Source organism: Nocardia suismassiliense, from assembly GCF_900269665.1.
Taxonomy (GTDB): domain Bacteria; phylum Actinomycetota; class Actinomycetes; order Mycobacteriales; family Mycobacteriaceae; genus Nocardia; species Nocardia suismassiliense.
Genome location: NZ_LT985361.1, coordinates 624,374 through 643,648 on the forward strand (window position 1 = coordinate 624,374; position 19,275 = coordinate 643,648).

Here is a 19,275-nt window from a genome sequence, read left to right on the forward strand (position 1 = left end):
GTGGCCAACATGACTTACGACGTCGCGAGGGTTCGGGGCCTGATACCGTCCCTCGGCGACGGCTGGATCCATCTCGACCCGCAGGCGGGCATGCTGGTGCCCGATGCGGTATCTCGCGCCGTCTCAACGGGATTCCGAACTTCCTCTTTTTCGCATATCGGTCGCAATGGTGCAGCGGTGCGTAGCGCCGCCATTCTGGATGCGGCCCGCGAGGCGGTGGCGGATCTGGTGGGCGGCGATCCGGCGGGCGTTGTGCTCGGCCCGGATCGGGCCGTGCTGCTCGCCTGGCTGGCCGAATCCTTGAGCTCGCGGCTCGGGCTCGGCACCGGCATCGTCTTGTCCCGGCTGGACGACGAGGCGAATGTCGCGCCGTGGTTGCGCATCGCCAATCGCTACGGCGCGCACGTGCGCTGGGCCGAGGTGGAGATCGAGACCTGCGAGATGCCGTCGTGGCAGTTCGAGGAGTTGATCGGGCCCACCGCGCGGCTGGTCGCGCTCACCGCCGCCTCGCCGATCGTCGGCTCCGCCCCCGCGGTCCGGGTGGCCGCGGACCGGGTGCACGAGGTCGGCGGACTGCTCGTCGCGGACGCGTTCGGCGCGGCGCCCTACGCGCTCATCGACATCGACGAACTCAACGCCGACGTGGTCGCGCTCAGCGCACCCGCCTGGGGCGGTCCGCAGATCGGCGCGCTGGTGTTCCGCGATCCGGCCTTCTTGGACCGAATTCCGTCGATGTCGTTGAACCCCTACGCGAAGGGCGCCGAGCGGCTCGAGGTCGGCGGACACCAATACGCCCTGCTCGCCGGGCTGACCACCTCGATCGACTTCCTGGCCGGCCTCGACGAGCGGGCCCGGGGCAGCCGCCGCCAGCGCCTGGAAATGTCGATCACCTCGCTGCAGGACTACCACGATCAGCTGTTCGAGCACCTGATGGATGTGCTGGACAAGATCCCGAACCTGACCGTGATCGGCCGGGCCTCCACCCGAATCCCCACCGTCAGTTTCACTCTCGCGGGCATGCAGGCCGAGAAGGTCGCCGCCAAGCTCGCCGACAACCGCATCGGCACCCTCAGCGGCGTGCACGGCGGCAGCCGGCTGCTCGACGCCCTCGGCGTGAACGACGAAGGCGGCGCGGTCACCATCGGCCTGGCGCCCTACACCACCAAGTTCGAGATCGACCAGCTCGGCCGCGCGCTCGCGGCCATGGAGTAGTCGAGCGCCGTTTTCTCGCGCTCCGATCAGCTCCCCGCGCCCGTATTCGCTGGCAGCTCACGCGCCCGAATTCGCCGGCAACCGCTGCGCGCCATGGCAATTCGTCCGCGAGGTGCACGCAGCCGCGTCAGTCGCTGACGTGAGCGGCAATCCCGTACGAGCTCAGAGGTCCTGTACCTGCAGCACGACCTTGCCGAAGGCGTCACCGGATTCCAGCATCCGATGCGCCTCGCCCGCTTCACTGATCGACAGTTCCGCGTGGATCACCGGCGCGACGGTGCCGTCGGCGACCAACGGCCACAGCTGCCGGCGCACCTCGGCGATGATCTCAGCCTTGCTGCCGTGGCCGGTGGCCGGCCGGTTGCGCACATTGGTGGCGTGCACCGTGCCCCATTTCCGCAGCAGCGCACCGAGATTCAGCTCGCCGCCGACCCCGCCCTGCATGCCGATCACCACCAGGTGCCCGAAATTCGCCAGGGCCTCGACATTGCGGGCCAGATAGGCCGCGCCCATGTTGTCCAGGATGACGTCGGCGCCCGTGCCGTCGGCCCGCACCGCGGCGACGAAATCGTCGTCCCGGTAATTGATCAGCACGCTCGCGCCGAGTTCCTTGCACCGCTGCAGCTTGTCGGCCGACCCCGCGGTGACCGCGACCCGCGCGCCGAGACTGCGTGCCACCTGGATCGCATGCGTGCCGATCCCGCTGCCACCACCGTGGATCAACACCAGCTGACCCGATTGCAGCCCGGCGGTCATGACCAGGTTCGACCACACCGTCGCCGCCACCTCGGGCAGCCCGGCGGCCGCGCCGAGATCCAGCCCGTCGGGCACCGGCAGCAGTTGTGCGGCTGGTGCGACCACCTTTTCGGCGTACCCGCCGCCGGACAGCAACGCGCACACCCGATCGCCGACCTGCCAGTCGTGCACACCGTCACCGAGCTCCGCGATGACGCCGGAGCATTCGAGACCGAGCACCTCGCTGGCACCCGGCGGCGGCGGGTAAAACCCTTGGCGCTGCATCAGGTCGGCGCGGTTCACCCCGGCCGCCGCCACCTGGATCAGCACCTCACCGTGGCCGGGCGCGGGATCTGCCGCCTCGCCCCACGTCATTACCTCGGGCCCGCCGAATCCGTTCAACTCGATAGCACGCACAGGTTCCATAGTGCCCCGTCCGCACCGTCCCGAACCGCGGGCCCCTCGCGACCGGTCGCGGTAACGGTTGGCTCAGGCAACCACAAGCGCATTCTCGCGGTTTCGCGAACCGCGCCGAGCCGGCGAGATCACTGAGCGAGACTGTCCACTGAGCGATACATCTTTCCCCACAGGGAATTTCCGCAGTTGAGGGCGGCATAGAATGAGCACCGTGCATCCAGAACCGAGTAGTCCCGTGGCCGAACCGAGGTGGCTCACCCCGGCGCAGCAACGGGCCTGGCGGGCCTACATGGATGGCCACCAGCGACTGATGACCGCGCTGAACCGCCAGTTACAGCGCGACAGCGACCTCAGCGTCGCCGAGTACCGCATCCTGGTCCTGCTGTCGGAGGCGCCCGGGCGCGCCTTACGGATGAGCGAACTGGCCGACGGCGTGCTCTCCTCCCGCAGCCGCCTCACCCATCAGATCCGGCGCCTGGAAGGCGAGCGCATGGTGCGCCGCAACACCTGCTTGGAAGACGGCCGCGGCGTGCTCGCCGAGCTCACCGACGAGGGCATGCGCCGCCTCGAAGCCGCCGCTCCCGGCCACGTCGAAGCCGTCCGCCGCGACTTCGTCGACCTGCTCACCCCGCACCAGCTAGAGGTCATCGCCGAAGTCTTCGCCCGCATCGATCAGGAAATCGGAACGCGCCCCCTCTGACCCGTCCGCTACCATCGTGGTCCTGGAGACGTGGCAGAGCGGCCGAATGCACTCGCCTTGAAAGCGAGCGTCGAGAGATCGACCGGGGGTTCAAATCCCTCCGTCTCCGCAACAGACCTTGACCTGAACCAGCAGGTCAAGGTCGTGCGCGACTACTTGCTGGTGTTGATCAGGTCGCCGATGAGCGTCCAGTGGTCACCTTCGAACCGCTGGATCCGCATGGCTTCGAGCGGGAACGCGTCACCGGGGCCCGTCTTGACGGTGATGCCGGGCAGCAGCAGGCCGATATCGATGTTGTCTAGGGCCCGCATGGCGTCGCGGAGTCCTTCGCGGGTGGGGCATTTCGCCGCTTCCATGGTCTTGTGGAAGGTCTGCGCCATCGCCCAGCCGACCGCCGTGTACTGGTTGGTGGGGTCGGCGTCGCGGGTGTACTGGGCCACTTTGTCGCGGTAGGTGCGCATGCCGGCGTCGGCGTCCCACTGCGCGTCGGCGGGGTCCTTCATGAACGCGACCGACACCACGTTCTGCACGTTCTGGAAGCCGACCTGCTTGAGCATGGTGACGCTGTTCGCTACCTGCGCGAGGATGTGCAGCGGGTTCCAGTCGGTGTTGCGGGCGTCGGCGGCCAAAGCCTGCGACGCGAACTTCGGGGTCGAGAAGTTCAGCAGCACATCGGCTTTCGTATTGGCGAGATTGCGCAGCTGCGGTTCCACGGTCGGGTCGGTGACCTCGTAGCTCTGCTCACCCACGATCTTGATGCCGCTGCCCGCGACGGCCTCGGTGAAGCTGGTCAGCAGGTCCTTGCCGAAGTCGTCGTTCTGGTAGAGCACCGCGACGGTCGCGTTCGGCCGCTGTTCGCGGACGTAGCGCGCGAACGCCTGCCCCTCGGCCTTATAGCTGGGCTGCCAGCCGATGGTCCACGGGTGTTCGGTGTCGCTGCCCCATTTGGTCGCACCGCCCGCGATGAACGCCTGCGGCACCTTCCGCTGATTGAGGTAGTCCCATACCGCCGCCGAGGTCGCCGTGCCCAGGGTGGAGAAGACCGCGAACACCTGATCCTGTTCGACCAGCCGCCGGGTTTCCTCCACCGTTTTGGGCGGCTGGTAACCGTCGTCGCGGATCAGGAATTCGACCTTGCGCCCGTCGACTCCGCCCTGTTCGGCGTTGACGTAGTCGAAGTACGCGCGCACGCCCTTGGGCAGTTCGCCGTAGGCGGAGGCGGGCCCGGACAGCGGGTAGACGCCGCCGAGTTTCATGCTGGTCTCGGTGATGCCGGTGGTCTGCTGCCCCTTGCAGTCGCCCTGTCCCACGGTGCCGCCGTCTCCGCCGCGGCCACCGCGGGCGGTCGCCGTGAGCAGCACGGCCACCGCCGCTCCCACGGCTCGGATCGCCTTAGTGCGCATGGGTTTTCCCTTTCCGAAGGAGGTTTTCGATCCAGCGCGCCGCCCGGCCGATGAGCCCGGCCAATCCGTTCGGCGCGAGGTACATGACCGCGATGATCAGCAGTCCGAAGATGACGCCCGGTGCGGCCTGATTGATGTCCTGGGCGAAGCTCGGCACATACAGCACGAACAACCCGCCGAGCAGCGGTCCCCACTGGGCCCCGAGCCCGCCGACGACCAGGCCGGCCAGCAGCGTGATCGACAGCCCGACCGCGAACGAGTCGGGGGAGACGAAGGCGATCACCCAGGTGTAGACGCAGCCCGCGACGCCGGCGAGCATCGCGCTCCAGGCGAAGGCGAGCGTCTTGTAGAACGCCGTGCGCACGCCGAGCATCTCCGCGGCGATCTCGTTGTCCCGGATGGCGTGTAGCGCGCGGCCGACCCGCGATCTGAGCAGTCCCGCGACGAGCAGGAAGCACAGTCCGGTGGTGACCAAGGCCAGGAAGTACAGCCACTGGTCCTCGGCCAGCCCGGTCCATTGCGGCGGTACCGGTTTGGTCAGGGTCAGGCCCATGGATCCGCCGGTCAGTGTCTCGAACCGTTTGAGCAGCGGTACCAGGAAGATCGCGATGGACAGCGTGACCAAGGCCAGATAGAGCCCGCGCAGCCGCAGCGCGGGCACGCCGAGCGCGAAGCCGAGCACGAACGCCACCAGCGCCGCGACCGGCAGCGTCGCGAGATACGTTGTGTCCCAACGGTTCATCAGTACCGCGGTGGTGTAGGCGCCGATGGCGAAGAACGCGCCGTGTCCGAGTGAGATCTGACCGGTATGTCCCACCAGCAGATTGAGTCCCACCAGGGCGATCGCGTAGATCATCGCCATCGCGAGCTGGAAGGTGCGAAACGGCACCAACTGGAACGGCGCATAGCAGGCGAGGATGATCACCGCGGCTACCGCGAGCCATCGCCAGTGTTGTGCCGCGAGTCCGCGCAGCGATGTCTTCCGTGGTGGCACAGCCTGCTGCACAGCGGGTTCGGCGGTCACCGTCTCGGTGACCGGCTTGGTGGTGTCGCTCATACCCGCTCCACCACCGCCCGGCCGAACAGGCCTTGCGGCCGGACCAGCAGCACGCCGAGGATGATCACCAGTGGCACACCGATCTTGAGTTCGGTCCCGATCACGTCGACGTATGCGCCGGTGAGGGTTTCGGCGATGCCGACGATCAAACCGCCCGCCACCGCACCGCCCGGGCTGTCGAAACCGCCGAGCGTCGCCGCCGCGAAGGCGTAGATGAGAACCCCGCCCATCATGGTGGGTTCGAGGAAGAGCAGCGGGGCGGACAACACCCCCGACACCGCGCCGACCAGCGCGGCCAGCCCCCAGCCCAGCGACAGGACGGTGCCGACCCGGATCCCAACGAGCCTGGCGGACTGTGGATTACACGCGACCGCCCGCATCGCCAACCCGATCTTGGTGTAGCGGAACAGCAGATACAGCAGTCCCATCACCACGCCGACCACCGCGAGCACCCCGAGGTTGCCGTATCCGGCGGTCACCCCACCGGCTCGTAATGCACCGTCCGGGAACGGATTCGGGAACGACTTGACCTGAAAAGACCAGATCCAGCCCGCCGCGGCGTTGATGAAGAAGAACAACCCCACCGTCACGATGACCAGCGTCAATTCCGGGGCACCCTCGACCGGCCGGATGATCACCCGTTCAATGAGCATCCCGCCGATGAACGAGACGATGAGTGTCGCGATGAGTGACAACCAAAAGGGAAAGCCGTGCTGCATGAACTGCCATGCGAGAAACGCCGAGAACATGGCCAGCTCACCCTGCGCGAAATTCACGATCCCGGTGAACCGGTAGATCAGCACCAAAGCCAGCGCCAGCCCGGCGTACAACGCGCCGGAACTGATGCCTTCGAAAATCTGCTGTAGGAATTCGGCCACGATTACACCCGGTATCCGAGGTAAGACCGGGCGACCTGCTCGTCGGCCTTGATCTCGGCGGCGGTGCCGGATAATACGATTCGGCCGGTCTCGAGCACATGCGCCTGATGCGCGTTCTCCAGTGCCAGATGAGCGTTCTGCTCGACAACGATCACCGTGGTTTTTTCCTCTTCGTTGATGGTGTGCACGATGCGAAAGAGCTCCTGGGTGACCAGCGGCGAAAGCCCGAGCGACGGCTCGTCCAGCAGCAACAGCCGGGGTGCCAGCATGAGCGCCCGGCCGATGGCGAGCATCTGCTGCTGGCCGCCGGACAGGCCACCGGCCGGCTTGCGCAGGTTGTCCGCGAGCACCGGGAAGTAGCCGAACACCCGCTGCAGTTCCGTCTCGACGCGGGCGCGATCGCGACGCGGATACGCGCCGAGCCGCAGGTTCTCCTCGACGGTCAGCGGCATGAAGGTGCCGCGCCCCTCCGGCACGTGGGCGACGCCGAGCCGGGCCATCGCCTCCGGTGCGCGTCCGGTGACTTCGGCGCCGTCGAGCCGAACCGCGCCGCGCGGCCGGATCATGCCGCAGATAGCGCGCAGCAGGGTCGATTTCCCCGCACCGTTGGCGCCGAGGATCGCGCAGACCTCGCCGCGGTGGACCGTGAAACTCACCCCGTGCAAGACCTGGGCACCGCCGTATCCGGCCCGCAGGTCGGTGACCGACAGGAAAGGTTCCGCACTCATGCCGCCGTCCCCAGGTACGCCGCGATGACGGCCGGATCACGTTGCACCGCTTCGGGATCGCCCTCGGCGATCAGCCGCCCGAAATCCAGGCAGACCACCCGATCGCAGGTGCCCATGACGAACCCCATGTGATGCTCGACGACTATCACCGTCAGATCCGACTCGTCGCGCAGCGCCCGCAAGCGATCGGCGAATTCGCCGACCTCACTGTGGTTGAGTCCGTTGACCGGCTCGTCCAGCAGCAGCAACCGCGGCTGGACGGCCAGCGCCCTGGCCAGTTCGATCCGTTTGAGCGTCCCGAACGGCAGCCCGGCAGCCGGATGATCGGCGACGTCGGCCAGCTCCAAACGGTCGAGCAGCGCGTCGATTTCGCTGCGCAGGGCTCGTTCCTCGCGACGCACGCGCGGCAGCCGCAATGCGGCGCTGGTGAATCCGGCACCGGCCCGGTGGTGTGCGCCCACCAGGACGTTGTCGCGCACCGACATCCGAGGGAACAGCCCGAGATTCTGAAAGGTTCTGGCGATGCCGAGCGCGGCGAGCGCATCCGGTCGCACGGTCAGCAGATCGGTGTCCAGATAGCGCACAGCACCCGAATCCGGCAGATGGCGGCGGGTCAGGCAGTTGAACAGTGTGGTCTTCCCGGCGCCATTGGGTCCGATCAGGCCGACCATCTGTCCCGGCTCCACCCGGAATCCGACCTCGTGCAATGCGGTGATGCCGCCGAAGCGGACGGTCAGGTCGGATATTTCGAGCATTCGGCCTCCCAGCCCACGTTTGAGACGTGGGAAAAAATCCCTGCGCGACAACAACTTCAGCTGCCTGCCTGGAGTGCAGATGGTCAGCCTAAGTGCGCTGGTCAGCGGGCACATCGGCCGTGGAGGCCAAAGCCGGCCCGCGATGTTGTCCTCGCCGGACATGGACGGCCCGGCTCTAGTCGTGTTGACACCCCCGATACAGCGATGGAGTATCCGCATATGTCAGCTGGGTCACATTCGGACAGCACGGTGTATCCGGACGAAGTACAGGCCGAGCGCATTCGAATAATCGGCAACGCCTATGCCCAGGCGGAGCAGATCGCCGACGCCGGACTGTCGGCGATCCTCGCCCAGATTCCCAGCTACGCGGCTCGCGACAGCACCTTCCACGCCGATGTGCACGATCAACTCACCAGGCTGTGCCGGTCCGGGCTCAGCGCGTTCCTGGAGCACCGCAAGGTGACCGTCGAGGAGCTCGCCTACACCCGCCGGGCCGCGGTGCGCCGAGCCAGGGCCGGGCTCACGCTGGTCGACTACATCACCGCCTTCCGGCTCGGCCAGCAGGCGACGTGGAAGGCGCTGCTGGCCTTCGCCGGTGAATCCGAGGCCGGGCGGCAGGCCGCGCTGTCGATGGTCGCGCCGCTGGCGCGCTACAACGATCTGGTCAGTACCGAGGCCGCCAACGCCTACCTCGAGTTCCAGCAGGCGTGCTCGGCCGACTTCGGCCGCGAAGGACAGGACCTGCTGGAACGGCTGCTCGCCGGCGCACTGCCCGAGCGTGGACCGCTGCTCGCCAAGGCAAGCGCACACGGCATCGGCGCGGAGAGCACCGCCGCGATGGTGGTCGTCACCGCGACCGTGCTCGACAGCCAGCTGCGTGCGGCGCAGGACGGAACCGACACCGAGGCAAGACAACTCGCCGCCGCGGCGATGGCAGGTGTCGGCGTCAACGGACTGCGCACCCTCGCGGTGGTGCGAGGCACCGAGATCATCGCCGTGCCCGCGCTCAACCGCAGCGCGAGCACCGGCGAACTCTGCGAGCGACTACAGGCGATGCAGCGCAAACTCAGCGCGGCAGGCATCACCCTCGCCGTCGGCGTCAGCACCGTCGTCGCCGGCATCGCGCAACTACCGACGGCGTATCAGCAGAGCCGCAACGCCCTCGGTCTGCTGCTCGAGGCGGGCGGCGTCCTGGCGCTGCCGCACATCACCCCGTTCCGCTACCTCATGCTGCGCGCCGACGACACCGCCCGCCACCTCATCGACCCCGGCATCGCGGCCGTGCTGTCCGACGACCGAACCCGCGGCGGCGTACTCGCCGACACCATCCGCGCCTTCGCCGCCGCCGACATGAACCTGCGCGAAGCCGCCGACACCCTGCGCATCCACCACAACACCGCCAAATACCGCCTACGCCGCATCCAAGACCTCACCGGCCGCAGCGTCCGCAGCGTCAACGACCTGATCGAATTATTGGTGGCGATCGAGCTACAGCAGCCCGCGGCGCCAGTCGGCTCCTGAGTTGTTGACCGACACCACGTTTGGTGTCCCGGGCAGGAGCGATAGGTGTCGCCCTCACCTACCGCCGCCCAGAACGCGTGTTTGTCACCCGCGACGCCGGGTAACCGGCCGTCGACTGGGAGGTGCCAAATGACAGAAGCGCGGAGCGCGCCACCGGCGGAGACTCGGTCGGTCGGCGAACTGGTCAACGACGCGACCGAGCAGATCAGCAGGCTGATCCGGGACGAGTTGCAGCTGGCCAGGCTAGAGGTACAGAAAAAGGGCAAACTCATCGGCCGTGGTGCCGGGCTGGCCGGCGTCGGCGCCCTCTTGGCGTTCTACGGCGGAGCGGCCTTGATCGCGGCGGCGATATTCGCCTTGGCGATCCCGCTACCCGCGTGGGCCGCGGCGCTGATCGTCGGTGGAGTGCTGGTGGTCGTCGGTGCCGTACTCGCCCTCCTCGGCAAGAAGGACGTCCAGGAGGCGGTCCCGCCGGTGCCGCAGGAAGCGGCCGCGGGCGTCAAACGCGACATCGAAACCATCAAGGACGGGAGACACCGATGAGCGACCAGGGACGCCGGGCCGCCGACGACACCACCGAAGTCGACACGCCGATCGTGAGCGGACCGATCGAAGAGGAAGCACTGCGCGCGGACCGTGATGCGACCAGAGAACAACTGGGGCAGACGGTTTCGGAACTGACCGACAAACTGGACGTCAAGGGTCGAGCGCAGGACAAGCTGCACGATACCGCCGACACGGTGCGCGAAAAGGCAACGGAGGCAACCGAAGCCGCCGCCGAGAAGACCGCGCAGGCCAAGTCCGCCGCCAGCCGCAAGGCGGCCGAAACCAAAGAAGCCGCAGCCAAGAAGGCCGCCGCGACCAAGCAGGCCGCGAGCAAGAAGGCCACGGAGGCCAAGGAATCCACCAGCAGGAAGGCCGCTGAGGTGGAGGCGGCGACCGTCGAGAAGGCCGCGCAGGTGAAGCAGGCCACCGAGGAGAAGACACAGCAGGCCAAAGCGCAGGCGCGCGACCTGGTCGACAAAGCCGAAGCCGCCACCCCCGAGCCGGTCGTCGAACGCGGCAGGCAGGCTGCGGAGGTGGCCCGTCGGCAACCCGCCGCCGTGGCCGGTGCCGCGGCACTCGCGGCGCTCATCGTCTGGTGGATCCTGCGCAGGCGGCAGGCATGAAGACGTTGTACAAGCCGCTCGGCATGCTGGTCAGCGTGGTGGGCGGCCTCGCGGCCAACGCGGCGTTCACCCGCGTGTGGCGCACCGTCAGCGGTGAGGACGAAGCACCCAGCGCCACGGCGCGGAACTACACCTGGAGCGAGGTCTTGATCGCCGCCGCGCTCCAGGGCGCCATCTTCGGTCTCGTCAAAGCCGCCATCGACCGGGCGGGCGCGACCGGCTACAAGTCGTTGACCGGCACCTGGCCCGAGTAATCGGGCCGGTTCATTCGTCGCCGCTGAAATCCCGGCGGACGAAGTTGGGGCGGATGTCGGGGTCCGGCGGATCGTAATACCGGTGGAACGTCGGGGTCAGACCCGACGAGATCGGCGGGTTGATCCAACTCCAGTCCGTCGGGCAGGTCCGGCCCGCCGCCTCCTCCCGTTTGACGTGATCGCAGAACTGCTTGGCCACCGTGTGGTGATCGACGATGTACACCCCCGCCTTGCGGAAGCTGTACAGCACCGCGCGATTGAGCTCGACCAGCGCCGAGTCCCGCCACAGCGTGCGCTCGGAACGGGTGTCCAGGCACATCATTTCGGCGATCAGCGGCAGCATGTTGTAGCGGTTGGTGTCGCTCAGATTGCGTGCGCCGATCTCCGCGCCCAGGTACCAGCCGTTGAACGGCGCGAACGGGTAAGTGACACCGCCGACTTCGAGGTTCATGTTGGAGACGGCGGGTAACGCGTGCCAGCGCAGGCCCAGCCCCGCGAACCACTCGAACTCCGGGTGCTCCAGTTCCACTTCGCGGGCCAGCTCGGGCGGAATGTCGAACCAGCGGATCGGCTCGTCCGGCGTGCTGATCAGTAGCGGCAGAATGTCGAAAGGTGTTCCCGCGCCGCGCCAGCCGAGTTTCATCGCGAACTCGGTGAGCGCCACATTCGCCGCATCGCCGGTGACCGTGCCGTCGCCGTTGCGGTAACCGGCGTAGCGGATGAGCTGCGGGCTGACGATCCGGAACTCGCGCCCGTCCGGCTGCCGCGGCGGTCCGACGGTGATCATCGATTGAATAGCACCACCATTGGTGGCCATCTGCAGATGTTGCCAGCAGACCTCGGCCAGATCACGCGCGGACCGCACGCGCCGCGCGTCGAGCAATTTCAAGGAGCGCCAATGCTTTCGGCCGACACAGCGGGCGTGATTGCGCCACGCGAGTTTGGCGCCGATCAGAATCTCCTCGGCGGTCTGCAGATAGCCGCCGGTCTGTTCGAGCTGCTCCAGCGCGGTGCGGCGGCGCTGGGACGACAGATGGGCCAGTTCCGGCATGCGGAAGAATTCGTCGCACTCACGGAGCCGGCGTTTCAGATCGGTACTGAAAGGCTCTGTGTCGGGGGAGTTTTCGAACGGTGGCACGGGTAACACAGGATTCACGGTTTTCTCCGGTCGGGCATCGGTACTGCGGTGAAACAGACAAGTTCGAGCGGGAGAATTCGTACGGGCGCGTGGCCGACACCGTCGCCGCCGGTGGTCCGCGCGGGTGGGTACGCAGGGCGATGCCGCGAATTAGCTTCGGCTCGAAGGGGAGTGCGCGCCGCCGTGGGCTGTCGCGACTCCGTACCGAGCGGCCGGTCCGCTTGCTGGGCATAAGCGCAGCGCGAAGAGCTCGGTGCCGATAGTGCGGATCCACGATCATGTGCGTCCTTGTTCATGCCCGGGAGAGGCCCGGAGAGTAGCGTACGGCGGGTGTGCTGGCGGTGTGCCCGGATTTGCTGGATTTGCTGGGTCGGACCGAGTCGCGGAGCGAAAACGGGTGGCGTCGAGTCCCATTGACGGCGTGATGGGTTCGCGCACCAGGTGTTTGCTGAGTGCGCAGGATTGCCATTCGCGGTGGTGCTTCATGGGTCGAAGGACCCCGTTCGTGCAAGCTGCGCGACCCGTATGTCCGCGCGGGTGGATCGCAGCCGACTTCCCGCGGGTGGGGCGCCGTCGACATCCCGCGCGGCTGGAGCGCCGCCGCAAGCCGCGTCACCGGGATACTGCGGTCGCGCGGGTGGGCAACGCGGTCTGTCGGCGGATCTGCGTGATCTCGGCAACAGCATTGCCGGACGCACGGTGGCCCGCCGGATAGCCACCTTTGCCATCGGCCAGTCAGCGGGACTGCAACGCCCCTGGCAGGGCTCGAATACCTGCGCTCCGAACACCAAACGTGGCCCTGGTCACACATTATTGCGACTCGCTATGGCCGCCCGAGCGATCCACACATTTCTGGCAGGATGGGTCGCATGCTGTCTCGGCGCAGGATGCGGCGCTGGGTTTCCAGCGTCTTGGTCAGTGCGGCACTGGTTTCCGGTGCTGTGGTGTTCGGCGCTCCCCAGTCGTCGGCGGCCCCTTCGGATGCCCCCAAACCAAGCACCGGCTCCTCGGACGGCCCGGCCCCCGCCGAGCCCACCACGGGCCGGGCCGCGAAACCGGCGATCGACCGCATCGAACCCATCAACGATCGGTGGCTGCGGGTCTTCGTCGAATCGCCCGCCATGCGCCGCGCCGTGGAGGTGCAGGTGCTGCTGCCGCGGGACACATCGAAACCCCGTCCGACCGTCTACATGCTCGACGGGCGCAGCGCGAGCCCCGACAGCAACAACTGGACCGAAATGGGCCACGCCGACCGGTTCTTCGAGGACAAGAACGTCAATGTCGTGCTGACCGTCGGCGGCCCGGCCAGCTTCTACACCGACTGGAAGAAGCCCGACCCGGTACTCGGCACCAACATGTGGGAGACCTTCCTGGCCCGCGAGCTGCCACCGCTGATCGACGCGAAGTTCAACGGCAACGGGCGCAACGCCGTGATGGGTGTCTCGATGGGCGCCGAGGCCGCGATGATGCTGTCGTTCCGGAACCCGCAGCTGTACACCGCGATCGCGGCGCACAGCGGATGCTTCTCCATGGGCACCGACCTCGGCCAGGCACAAGCCAGGACCGTGGTCGCCACCTATCAGGGCGAGCCGGACAACATGTTCGGCCCGCAAGACGATCCCGCCTGGCTGGACCACGACGTGACGCTGCACGCGGAAGCGTTGCGCGGCAAGACGATCTACATGTCCGTCGGCAGCGGTATACCCGGCATCCACGACGTGCCCGGCAACCCCGACGTCGACGTGGCCACCGCCATCAGCTTCGGCGGCCCACTGGAAGCCGCGACCAACATCTGCACCCACCGCCTCACCGATCGGCTCCGCGTCCTCGGCATCCCGGTCACCGCCCACTTCCGGCCGACCGGAACCCACTCGTGGCCGTACTGGGCCGACGAACTGGTCCGGTCGTGGCCGGTCGTGGCGGGTGCCCTCGGTGTCTGATCCGGTCGCGGTCTAGATCGAGAAGCGTTCCAGCACTGCGGGATCGGTGGCGAAACTCAGGAACAGGTCGTTCTCATGCGGATCGCCGGTGGTGATCCGCACCCCGTCGCCGCCGTAGGGCCGGACGAGCACGCCTGCCTCGGCACTGGCCTCGCCGAACTCGACGCTGCGCGCGCCCAGCGGCAGCCAGACGAAGTTGGCCTCGCTCGGCGGCACCTGATAACCAGCGGCCAGCAGGGCGTCCCGCACGCGGTCGCGTTCGAGCACCAAAGCGTGGGTGCGGTCCAGCAATTCGTGCCGCGCCTCCAGCGACGCGATCGCCGCGGCCTGCGCGACCCGGTTGACGCTGAACGGGATGTGCACCTTCGTCAGCGCCGTGATCACGGCCGGATCGCCCACCGCGTAACCCGCGCGCAGGCCGGCCAGGCCGTACGCCTTCGAGAAGGTGCGCAGCACAACCACATTCGGGCGGGTGCGACCCAGCTCGATACCGTTCGGGTAGTCCTCCTCGGCCAGCCGCAGGTACTCGAAGTACGCCTCGTCCAGCACGATCAGCACCCGCTTGGGCACCGTGTCGAGGAAGCGGGTCAGCTCGGCCTTGCCGACCGCGGTGCCGGTCGGGTTGTTCGGGTTGCAGACGAAGATCAGCTTGGTTCGCTCGGTCACCGCGGCGGCCAGCGCGTCCAGGTCGTGCACGTGGTCCGGGGTGAGCGGCACCTGGACGGCGGTCGCGTTACCCACCTTGGTGACGATCGGGTAGGCCTCGAAGGAGCGCCAAGCGAACAGCACCTCGTCGGTCGGTGCGTCGCAGGTGATCTGCACCAGCTCCTGGCACAGCGCGACGCTGCCGCAGCCGACCGCGACGTTGTCCTGCGCGACGCCCAGGAACTCGGCCAGTGCGGCACGCAATTCCAGGGCCAGATTGTCCGGATACCGGTTGGCCAGCTCGGCGGCCTCGGCGATCGCCTTGGCCGCGGCGGGCAGCGGGCCGAAGGTGGTCTCGTTGCTGGCGAGCTTTACCGCGCCGGGGTGGTTGCGGCCGGGAACATACGCCGGAATCGAATCGAGGTCCGGCCGGGTTGACGCTGTCACATACCAACCATAGGTGGCGCAGCGCAAAGCATGGCCCGCGTACCGGAAAATCTGTGGTCGATGGGCCCCCAACAGCAATTTCTACCGAAGATCAAGAAGTCGCCCTACGCTGGTTTCATGTCGGGCACTTACAACGACCTCGCCCCCCTGCGCCGCGACGACCCGTCGCCCGAACCCGAGACCGGCTCGAAACATCAGGCCGCCGACACCCAGGTGCCCATCATCGTGGTGGAGCCCGAGGGCAATGCCCGCGGCGGCATCGTGATGCTGCACGAATCCCGCGAGTTCACCGGTGCGCTGCTCGCGCTGATGAATTCGTTGGCCTCCGAGGGCTGGACCGTGGTCGCGCCCAACCTGTTCCACCGGTCCGGCCGCGAATCGGTCGCGGAGGTGTTCGGCGACGAGCTCTTCGACGACTTCGACGCCTGCTTCGACTGGCTGACCCGGCACGGGGTGTTCCCCGACACCATCGGCGTGCTCGGCTTCGACTCCGCGGGCACCGCCGCGTTCCTGGTCGCCACCAACCGCCCGGTCGGCGCGGCGGTCAGCGTCGCCGCGCCCGGCATCGTCGAACCGCTCACCGAACAGGCCGACGCGCTCGTCCGCGTCGCCCCGCACCTGCAGGCGCCGTGGCTCGGACTGTTCGGCACCGACGACCCGGCCACCCCGCCCGCGGAGGTCGAACGACTACGCGACGCGACCGGCCGAGCCGCGGTGGCCAGCCTGGTCGTCAGCTATCCCGGCCTGCGCCACCGCGCCGATCATCCCGCCACCGAAGACGACAACGGTCTGGTCGACTCCCAGACCCGTATTTTCGACTGGTTCGACAGCAACTTACGCTGATAACCAGCCGTTTTGCGATCTGGACAACGGCTCCTGTAATCTTCATGCTCGGCGGTTCGAAAGGACCGGTGCCCTCGAAGAGAAGGCTCCAGGAGGCGTGCCAGAGCGGCCGAATGGGACTCACTGCTAATGAGTTGTCCCTTCACGGGGACCGGAGGTTCAAATCCTCTCGCCTCCGCCACAACCCGGGCAACCGGTACACAACTGAATAACCATGCGGCTGTAGCTCAACGGATAGAGCATCTGACTACGGATCAGAAGGTTAGGGGTTCGAATCCCTTCAGCCGCACAAGATGAAGGCCCCTCTCGGGTAATCGGGAGGGGCCTTCTCGCGCCCCTCGTCTACCGAGATCGATTCGCTTGGGGTTCGGTTCATCTTCGCTCGAGATTCGCCTGACCCGGTATAGTTGGGTCATCACGCAAGTGATGCTGGCGGTGGGACGCCGATTGCCCTCGACGCCCCACCTGATGGGTTATCTAGCCCCTCAACCAGCGGACCAGCACGAGCGCCCCGGCGACCACGGCAGTTGTTGCAAGCAAGATGCCGTAGTCGACCGGGGCCTTGCTCTTTGCCCGGCGATGTTTCGCCAAACCCACCACCTCCCTTCTCGGCACGGTATGGCTGGACAAATTCCATACCGCCCCTGAGCTGGAGGTGGCACCACCCTACGCCGGGGCGCCGACCAGAAACCGTTAGAACGCAGCTCACTCCGAGGTGCGTGGAGATTCCTGATGAATCTGCTCGTGTTTCTGGAACCTATTCCCGTGCTACGGGATTCACGCGGGCTGAGAAACCAGCGAGAGACTCATCGCGGGTCGGTTCGAAACGCTCTGCGATAGGCACCCGGGGTGGTGCCGAGGGCGCGGAGGAAGCGTCGGCGGAGGTTGGTGGCGGAGGAGAGGCCGACGTGGCGGGCGACGGCTTCTACGGGGAGGTCCGAGGTTTCCAGGAGTTCCTGGGCTGCGGCGATCCGCTGGGCCAGTAGCCACTGTCCTGGTCCGATGCCGAGTTGGTCGGTGAAGCGGCGGGCGAGGGTGCGGGTGGAGACTGCGGCTCGGGCGGCCAGGTCCTCGACGGTGAGGGGGTCGCCGAGGCGGTCGGTGGCCCATTCCAGCAGCGGTGCCAGGGAGCCGTCGATCTGGGTGGGATGGGGCGGTGCGGCGTACTGCAGTTGCCCGCCCTCGCGGTGTGGTGGCATGACCATGCTCCGGGCGACTTGGGCTGCGTATCCGGCGCCGTGATCCGTGCGGACGAGGTGTAGACACAGGTCGATGCCTGCGCCGGCGCCCGCGCTCGTGGCGACATCGCCGTGGTCGACATAGAGCACGTCGCGATCGACTTCGACGGCTGGGAAGCGGGCAGACAGTTCGTCGGCGCGGGCCCAGTGGGTGGTCGCTCGGCGTCCGTCCAAGACGCCCGTGTGGGCGAGCGCGAAAGCGCCGGTGCAGATGCTGACCAGCCGCGCACCGCGATCATGCGCGTGCCGGAGGGACCGGATAACGGCGGGGGAGGGTGTCTCCTCGGTGGGCAACCAGCCGGGGACCAGCACCGTGTCGGCTTGGTCCAGGGCGTCGAGTCCGTCGGTCACGACCATGTCGTACCCCGCGTACGTCGCGACGGATCCTGGCTGTTCGGTGCACACGCTGAAGGCGTATCGGGGCCGGAATTCCGGGTCGCTCCAGCCCGAACACCTCTGCCGCGCAACCGAGTTCGAACGTCGACTGGGGTGGGTGGACCAGTGCGACGACTCGATGCATGGCAGAAAAGTACCTCAGGATGTCATTTCTGACACTCGGCCGACAGGGCATCGGTCGACGAGGCTGGCTGCATGGCAACAGACTTGAACATGACCGGATACGAGTGGTCCACCACGCACGACGCCCCGGTCCGCGAGTTGTTTCCCGGTATCCGCGCACGCACGCTGTGGCTCGGCAGCAATGGCGCCAAGGCCTACTTCCTCGAACTGGACCCGAACACGTGTTGGCAGGGAATCGACGTGCACGAACCGGGCCCCGAGGAGGTCTTCGTGGTCTCCGGTGTCTTCAACGACGGCGTACGCGACTATCCCGCAGGCTCTTTCATCCACGCCCCTGCGGGTTCCTCGCACATTCCGCAATCGGTGACCGGTTGCACGCTGTTCGTTTTCTATCCCGAAGGTTAGGTCGCGGCTGCCACCAGAAGTGGGGTCAGCGAAGGTGCTCGGGGGAGGCGGAGTCGGCCGCTACATTGCACCGAAAGGCCTAACGAACGGAGATCGAAATGGCAGCTATTGGGCGCCGCATCATCACTGGTTCGACCTTCTTCGGCGTCGTGGCGGCCGCGACCATCGCCACCGCCGGTTCGGCGGCGGCGGAGCCGAGGGATTGTGTGCTCGATCGGTCGGTGACCGGGGCGACGGGCTTCTGCCCGGGCGGCGACGGGTATTTCACCGTGGAAGCCGACTGCTTCGGTGTGTTCGTCACCCGTGGCGGACTGGGGTTCGGCCCGTACCGGCAGACAAGTCAGCGCCACGCCTACGCGGGCCCGCACCCTGAGATGGACGCGACGCAAACCCATCCCAGGGCCGAGTGCAACGAGTTCATCACCGGTCATTTCGGCATCGCCACCGACGCCCGCCTGTACGAGACCTTCCGCTGACCTTCAGCGACGGAGACCCATTGCGCGACCGGCTCATTCGGCTGTCGGACAGCACTACTTCCAGGCAGGAAGCTCGGGCAGCTCACCGGTGAGATCGGAACCATCGGACCGCCCGATGAGCCAGGCGGCGATGGACGACGCGGGACCAGCCACGGAGCGGGTGGGGGCATCGGCGCCGACGATGCCGTGGAAGTCGGTGTCGGTGGCGTCGAGTTCGAAGCCGGGAACGGGTTCGGTTGCGGCGGCGGTGATTCGGTTCATGTCGACGGTCGCCTGGTGCAGTACGCGGGCTACGAAGGGGGCGGGCCAATCGGCGGGGGTGTACCCGGCGTTCAGGTCGACGTGGTGAATCTCCACCTCCTGCAAGCGCATCCACCGCACTTCGCTGGCGGGGATCGGCCGCCCTTGGCGGGTACGGACTTCCGCGTGCCAGGCGTCCTCGGTGAACGAATCGGCCAGGGCGAACCAGCGTTTGCCGGCTGCTTCATTGTCGAGCAGTTGTTCGGTGGCGGGCCGGGGTGCACCGGCCTCGATGTCGAAGTCGCGCAGGAACATGCTCGCGTACTGCGGGATCTCCACGCCGGTGTGCGCCCAGAGCAGCAGGTTGAGCAAGCTGTCGGCGTTGCGCGCGGTGTGCGCCAACACATGTCCGCGGGTCCAGCCGGGCAGCAGCGACGGTTCGTGCACGTCGTCGTTGCTCAGCTTGCGCGCGGTGTCGAGGAAACGATCGGTCGCCTCGGCGAGAATGTCGAGTGAGACGGGGCCTTCCAAAGCAGCACTGGTCACAGTTCCGAC

The 19,275-nt window shown here is 67.3% G+C and carries 20 protein-coding genes and 3 tRNA genes; 13 read left to right on the forward strand and 10 right to left on the reverse strand.

Annotated features, from left to right (window positions below; translation table 11 throughout):
• Nucleotides 1–9: 9 nt before the first annotated feature.
• Nucleotides 10–1,212 (forward strand): cysteine desulfurase-like protein, encoded by a 1,203-nt coding sequence (locus DBO33_RS02755; RefSeq protein WP_107659911.1) that lies wholly within the window; start codon nt 10–12, stop codon nt 1,210–1,212.
• A 162-nt stretch (nt 1,213–1,374) separates the two neighbouring features.
• On the opposite strand, the gene DBO33_RS02760 is transcribed toward DBO33_RS02755, so the two are convergent.
• Nucleotides 1,375–2,364 (reverse strand): NAD(P)H-quinone oxidoreductase, encoded by a 990-nt coding sequence (locus DBO33_RS02760; protein WP_107659912.1) that lies wholly within the window; start codon nt 2,362–2,364, stop codon nt 1,375–1,377.
• A gap of 202 nt (nt 2,365–2,566) precedes the next feature.
• Here DBO33_RS02760 and DBO33_RS02765 point away from each other — a divergent pair, with 202 nt between their 5' ends.
• Both DBO33_RS02765 and DBO33_RS02770 read left to right on the forward strand, forming a co-directional pair.
• The gene (locus DBO33_RS02765; RefSeq protein ID WP_107653641.1) at nt 2,567–3,064 is read left to right on the forward strand and encodes a MarR family winged helix-turn-helix transcriptional regulator; all 498 of its coding nucleotides are present in this window, start codon (nt 2,567–2,569) and stop codon (nt 3,062–3,064) included.
• Nucleotides 3,065–3,088: 24 nt separating this feature from the next.
• Nucleotides 3,089–3,173, forward strand: a tRNA-Ser gene (locus DBO33_RS02770).
• A gap of 43 nt (nt 3,174–3,216) precedes the next feature.
• Here the strand turns inward: DBO33_RS02770 and DBO33_RS02775 are convergent.
• Genes DBO33_RS02775 through DBO33_RS02795 form a run of 5 tightly spaced genes read right to left on the reverse strand, consistent with a single transcriptional unit; the run spans nt 3,217 to nt 7,885 of the window.
• A complete protein-coding gene (locus DBO33_RS02775) occupies nt 3,217–4,467 on the reverse strand; it encodes an ABC transporter substrate-binding protein (protein ID WP_107653642.1) in 1,251 nt (416 codons plus the stop codon).
• A complete protein-coding gene (locus DBO33_RS02780) occupies nt 4,457–5,524 on the reverse strand; it encodes a branched-chain amino acid ABC transporter permease (RefSeq protein ID WP_107653643.1) in 1,068 nt (355 codons plus the stop codon). The genes DBO33_RS02775 and DBO33_RS02780 overlap by 11 nt, the downstream gene beginning before the upstream one ends.
• Nucleotides 5,521–6,402 (reverse strand): branched-chain amino acid ABC transporter permease, encoded by an 882-nt coding sequence (locus DBO33_RS02785; protein WP_107653644.1) that lies wholly within the window; start codon nt 6,400–6,402, stop codon nt 5,521–5,523. Before DBO33_RS02785 ends, DBO33_RS02780 begins: the two co-directional genes overlap by 4 nt.
• A 2-nt stretch (nt 6,403–6,404) precedes the next feature.
• On the reverse strand, nt 6,405–7,130 hold the full coding sequence (locus DBO33_RS02790) for an ABC transporter ATP-binding protein (protein WP_107653645.1): 726 nt from the start codon (nt 7,128–7,130) through the stop codon (nt 6,405–6,407).
• Entirely contained in the window at nt 7,127–7,885 is a 759-nt protein-coding gene (locus DBO33_RS02795) for an ABC transporter ATP-binding protein (RefSeq protein ID WP_107653646.1), read from the reverse strand. The genes DBO33_RS02790 and DBO33_RS02795 overlap by 4 nt, the downstream gene beginning before the upstream one ends.
• 219 nt (nt 7,886–8,104) lie before the next feature.
• Between DBO33_RS02795 and DBO33_RS02800 the strand changes: the two genes are divergently transcribed.
• From DBO33_RS02800 to DBO33_RS02815, 4 genes are all read left to right on the forward strand, one after another.
• Nucleotides 8,105–9,406 carry a PucR family transcriptional regulator gene (locus tag DBO33_RS02800; RefSeq protein ID WP_107659913.1) on the forward strand — a complete coding sequence of 434 codons (1,302 nt, stop codon included), beginning with the start codon at nt 8,105–8,107 and terminating at the stop codon, nt 9,404–9,406.
• 129 nt (nt 9,407–9,535) lie between these two features.
• A complete protein-coding gene (locus DBO33_RS02805; protein ID WP_107653647.1) occupies nt 9,536–9,949 on the forward strand; it encodes a phage holin family protein in 414 nt (137 codons plus the stop codon).
• Nucleotides 9,946–10,575, forward strand: coding sequence for a DUF3618 domain-containing protein (locus tag DBO33_RS43805; RefSeq protein ID WP_107653648.1), 630 nt, complete (start codon nt 9,946–9,948; stop codon nt 10,573–10,575). The genes DBO33_RS02805 and DBO33_RS43805 overlap by 4 nt, the downstream gene beginning before the upstream one ends.
• Nucleotides 10,572–10,829 (forward strand): DUF4235 domain-containing protein, encoded by a 258-nt coding sequence (locus DBO33_RS02815; RefSeq protein ID WP_107653649.1) that lies wholly within the window; start codon nt 10,572–10,574, stop codon nt 10,827–10,829. The genes DBO33_RS43805 and DBO33_RS02815 overlap by 4 nt, the downstream gene beginning before the upstream one ends.
• A gap of 10 nt (nt 10,830–10,839) precedes the next feature.
• Here the strand turns inward: DBO33_RS02815 and DBO33_RS02820 are convergent, their stop codons facing one another.
• Nucleotides 10,840–11,967, reverse strand: coding sequence for a nitric oxide synthase oxygenase (locus DBO33_RS02820; RefSeq protein ID WP_107659914.1), 1,128 nt, complete (start codon nt 11,965–11,967; stop codon nt 10,840–10,842).
• An 869-nt stretch (nt 11,968–12,836) separates the two neighbouring features.
• On the opposite strand from DBO33_RS02820, the gene DBO33_RS02825 reads away from it, so the two are divergent.
• Nucleotides 12,837–13,907 carry an alpha/beta hydrolase gene (locus tag DBO33_RS02825; RefSeq protein WP_107653650.1) on the forward strand — a complete coding sequence of 357 codons (1,071 nt, stop codon included), beginning with the start codon at nt 12,837–12,839 and terminating at the stop codon, nt 13,905–13,907.
• A gap of 12 nt (nt 13,908–13,919) precedes the next feature.
• Here the strand turns inward: DBO33_RS02825 and hisC are convergent, their stop codons facing one another.
• Nucleotides 13,920–14,999 carry a histidinol-phosphate transaminase gene (hisC, locus tag DBO33_RS02830; protein WP_107659915.1) on the reverse strand — a complete coding sequence of 360 codons (1,080 nt, stop codon included), beginning with the start codon at nt 14,997–14,999 and terminating at the stop codon, nt 13,920–13,922.
• Between the two features lie 117 nt (nt 15,000–15,116).
• Between hisC and DBO33_RS02835 the strand changes: the two genes are divergently transcribed.
• The 3 genes from DBO33_RS02835 to DBO33_RS02845 all read left to right on the forward strand — a co-directional run bounded on the left by DBO33_RS02835 (nt 15,117) and on the right by DBO33_RS02845 (nt 16,131).
• Complete coding sequence (locus DBO33_RS02835) at nt 15,117–15,842, forward strand: dienelactone hydrolase family protein (protein WP_107659916.1); 726 nt, start codon at nt 15,117–15,119, stop codon at nt 15,840–15,842.
• A 91-nt stretch (nt 15,843–15,933) separates the two neighbouring features.
• A tRNA-Ser gene (locus tag DBO33_RS02840) sits at nt 15,934–16,023 on the forward strand.
• 35 nt (nt 16,024–16,058) lie between these two features.
• Nucleotides 16,059–16,131 (forward strand) — tRNA-Arg (locus DBO33_RS02845).
• A gap of 517 nt (nt 16,132–16,648) precedes the next feature.
• On the opposite strand, the gene DBO33_RS02850 is transcribed toward DBO33_RS02845, so the two are convergent.
• A complete protein-coding gene (locus DBO33_RS02850) occupies nt 16,649–17,431 on the reverse strand; it encodes a GlxA family transcriptional regulator (protein ID WP_234390665.1) in 783 nt (260 codons plus the stop codon).
• A gap of 240 nt (nt 17,432–17,671) precedes the next feature.
• On the opposite strand from DBO33_RS02850, the gene DBO33_RS02855 reads away from it, so the two are divergent.
• Nucleotides 17,672–18,004, forward strand: a complete 333-nt coding sequence (locus tag DBO33_RS02855) for a cupin domain-containing protein (protein ID WP_107653651.1) — start codon at nt 17,672–17,674, stop codon at nt 18,002–18,004.
• Between the two features lie 98 nt (nt 18,005–18,102).
• On the forward strand, nt 18,103–18,480 hold the full coding sequence (locus DBO33_RS02860; RefSeq protein WP_107653652.1) for a hypothetical protein: 378 nt from the start codon (nt 18,103–18,105) through the stop codon (nt 18,478–18,480).
• Nucleotides 18,481–18,534: 54 nt separating this feature from the next.
• On the opposite strand, the gene DBO33_RS02865 is transcribed toward DBO33_RS02860, so the two are convergent.
• On the reverse strand, nt 18,535–19,266 hold the full coding sequence (locus DBO33_RS02865) for a maleylpyruvate isomerase family mycothiol-dependent enzyme (RefSeq protein WP_107653653.1): 732 nt from the start codon (nt 19,264–19,266) through the stop codon (nt 18,535–18,537).
• Nucleotides 19,267–19,275: the final 9 nt, after the last annotated feature.

Coding starts and splice junctions, on each gene's coding strand:
- DBO33_RS02775 (WP_107653642.1), bottom strand. CDS start 4,467: ATGCGCACTAAGGCGATCCGAGCCGTGGGAGCGGCGGTGGCCGTGCTG.
- DBO33_RS02800 (WP_107659913.1), top strand. CDS start 8,105: ATGTCAGCTGGGTCACATTCGGACAGCACGGTGTATCCGGACGAAGTA.
- DBO33_RS02860 (WP_107653652.1), top strand. CDS start 18,103: ATGGCAGCTATTGGGCGCCGCATCATCACTGGTTCGACCTTCTTCGGC.
- DBO33_RS43805 (WP_107653648.1), top strand. CDS start 9,946: ATGAGCGACCAGGGACGCCGGGCCGCCGACGACACCACCGAAGTCGAC.
- DBO33_RS02815 (WP_107653649.1), top strand. CDS start 10,572: ATGAAGACGTTGTACAAGCCGCTCGGCATGCTGGTCAGCGTGGTGGGC.
- DBO33_RS02855 (WP_107653651.1), top strand. CDS start 17,672: ATGGCAACAGACTTGAACATGACCGGATACGAGTGGTCCACCACGCAC.
- DBO33_RS02755 (WP_107659911.1), top strand. CDS start 10: ATGACTTACGACGTCGCGAGGGTTCGGGGCCTGATACCGTCCCTCGGC.
- DBO33_RS02805 (WP_107653647.1), top strand. CDS start 9,536: ATGACAGAAGCGCGGAGCGCGCCACCGGCGGAGACTCGGTCGGTCGGC.
- DBO33_RS02790 (WP_107653645.1), bottom strand. CDS start 7,130: ATGAGTGCGGAACCTTTCCTGTCGGTCACCGACCTGCGGGCCGGATAC.
- DBO33_RS02835 (WP_107659916.1), top strand. CDS start 15,117: ATGTCGGGCACTTACAACGACCTCGCCCCCCTGCGCCGCGACGACCCG.
- DBO33_RS02780 (WP_107653643.1), bottom strand. CDS start 5,524: ATGAGCGACACCACCAAGCCGGTCACCGAGACGGTGACCGCCGAACCC.
- DBO33_RS02765 (WP_107653641.1), top strand. CDS start 2,567: ATGAGCACCGTGCATCCAGAACCGAGTAGTCCCGTGGCCGAACCGAGG.
- DBO33_RS02795 (WP_107653646.1), bottom strand. CDS start 7,885: ATGCTCGAAATATCCGACCTGACCGTCCGCTTCGGCGGCATCACCGCA.
- DBO33_RS02825 (WP_107653650.1), top strand. CDS start 12,837: ATGCTGTCTCGGCGCAGGATGCGGCGCTGGGTTTCCAGCGTCTTGGTC.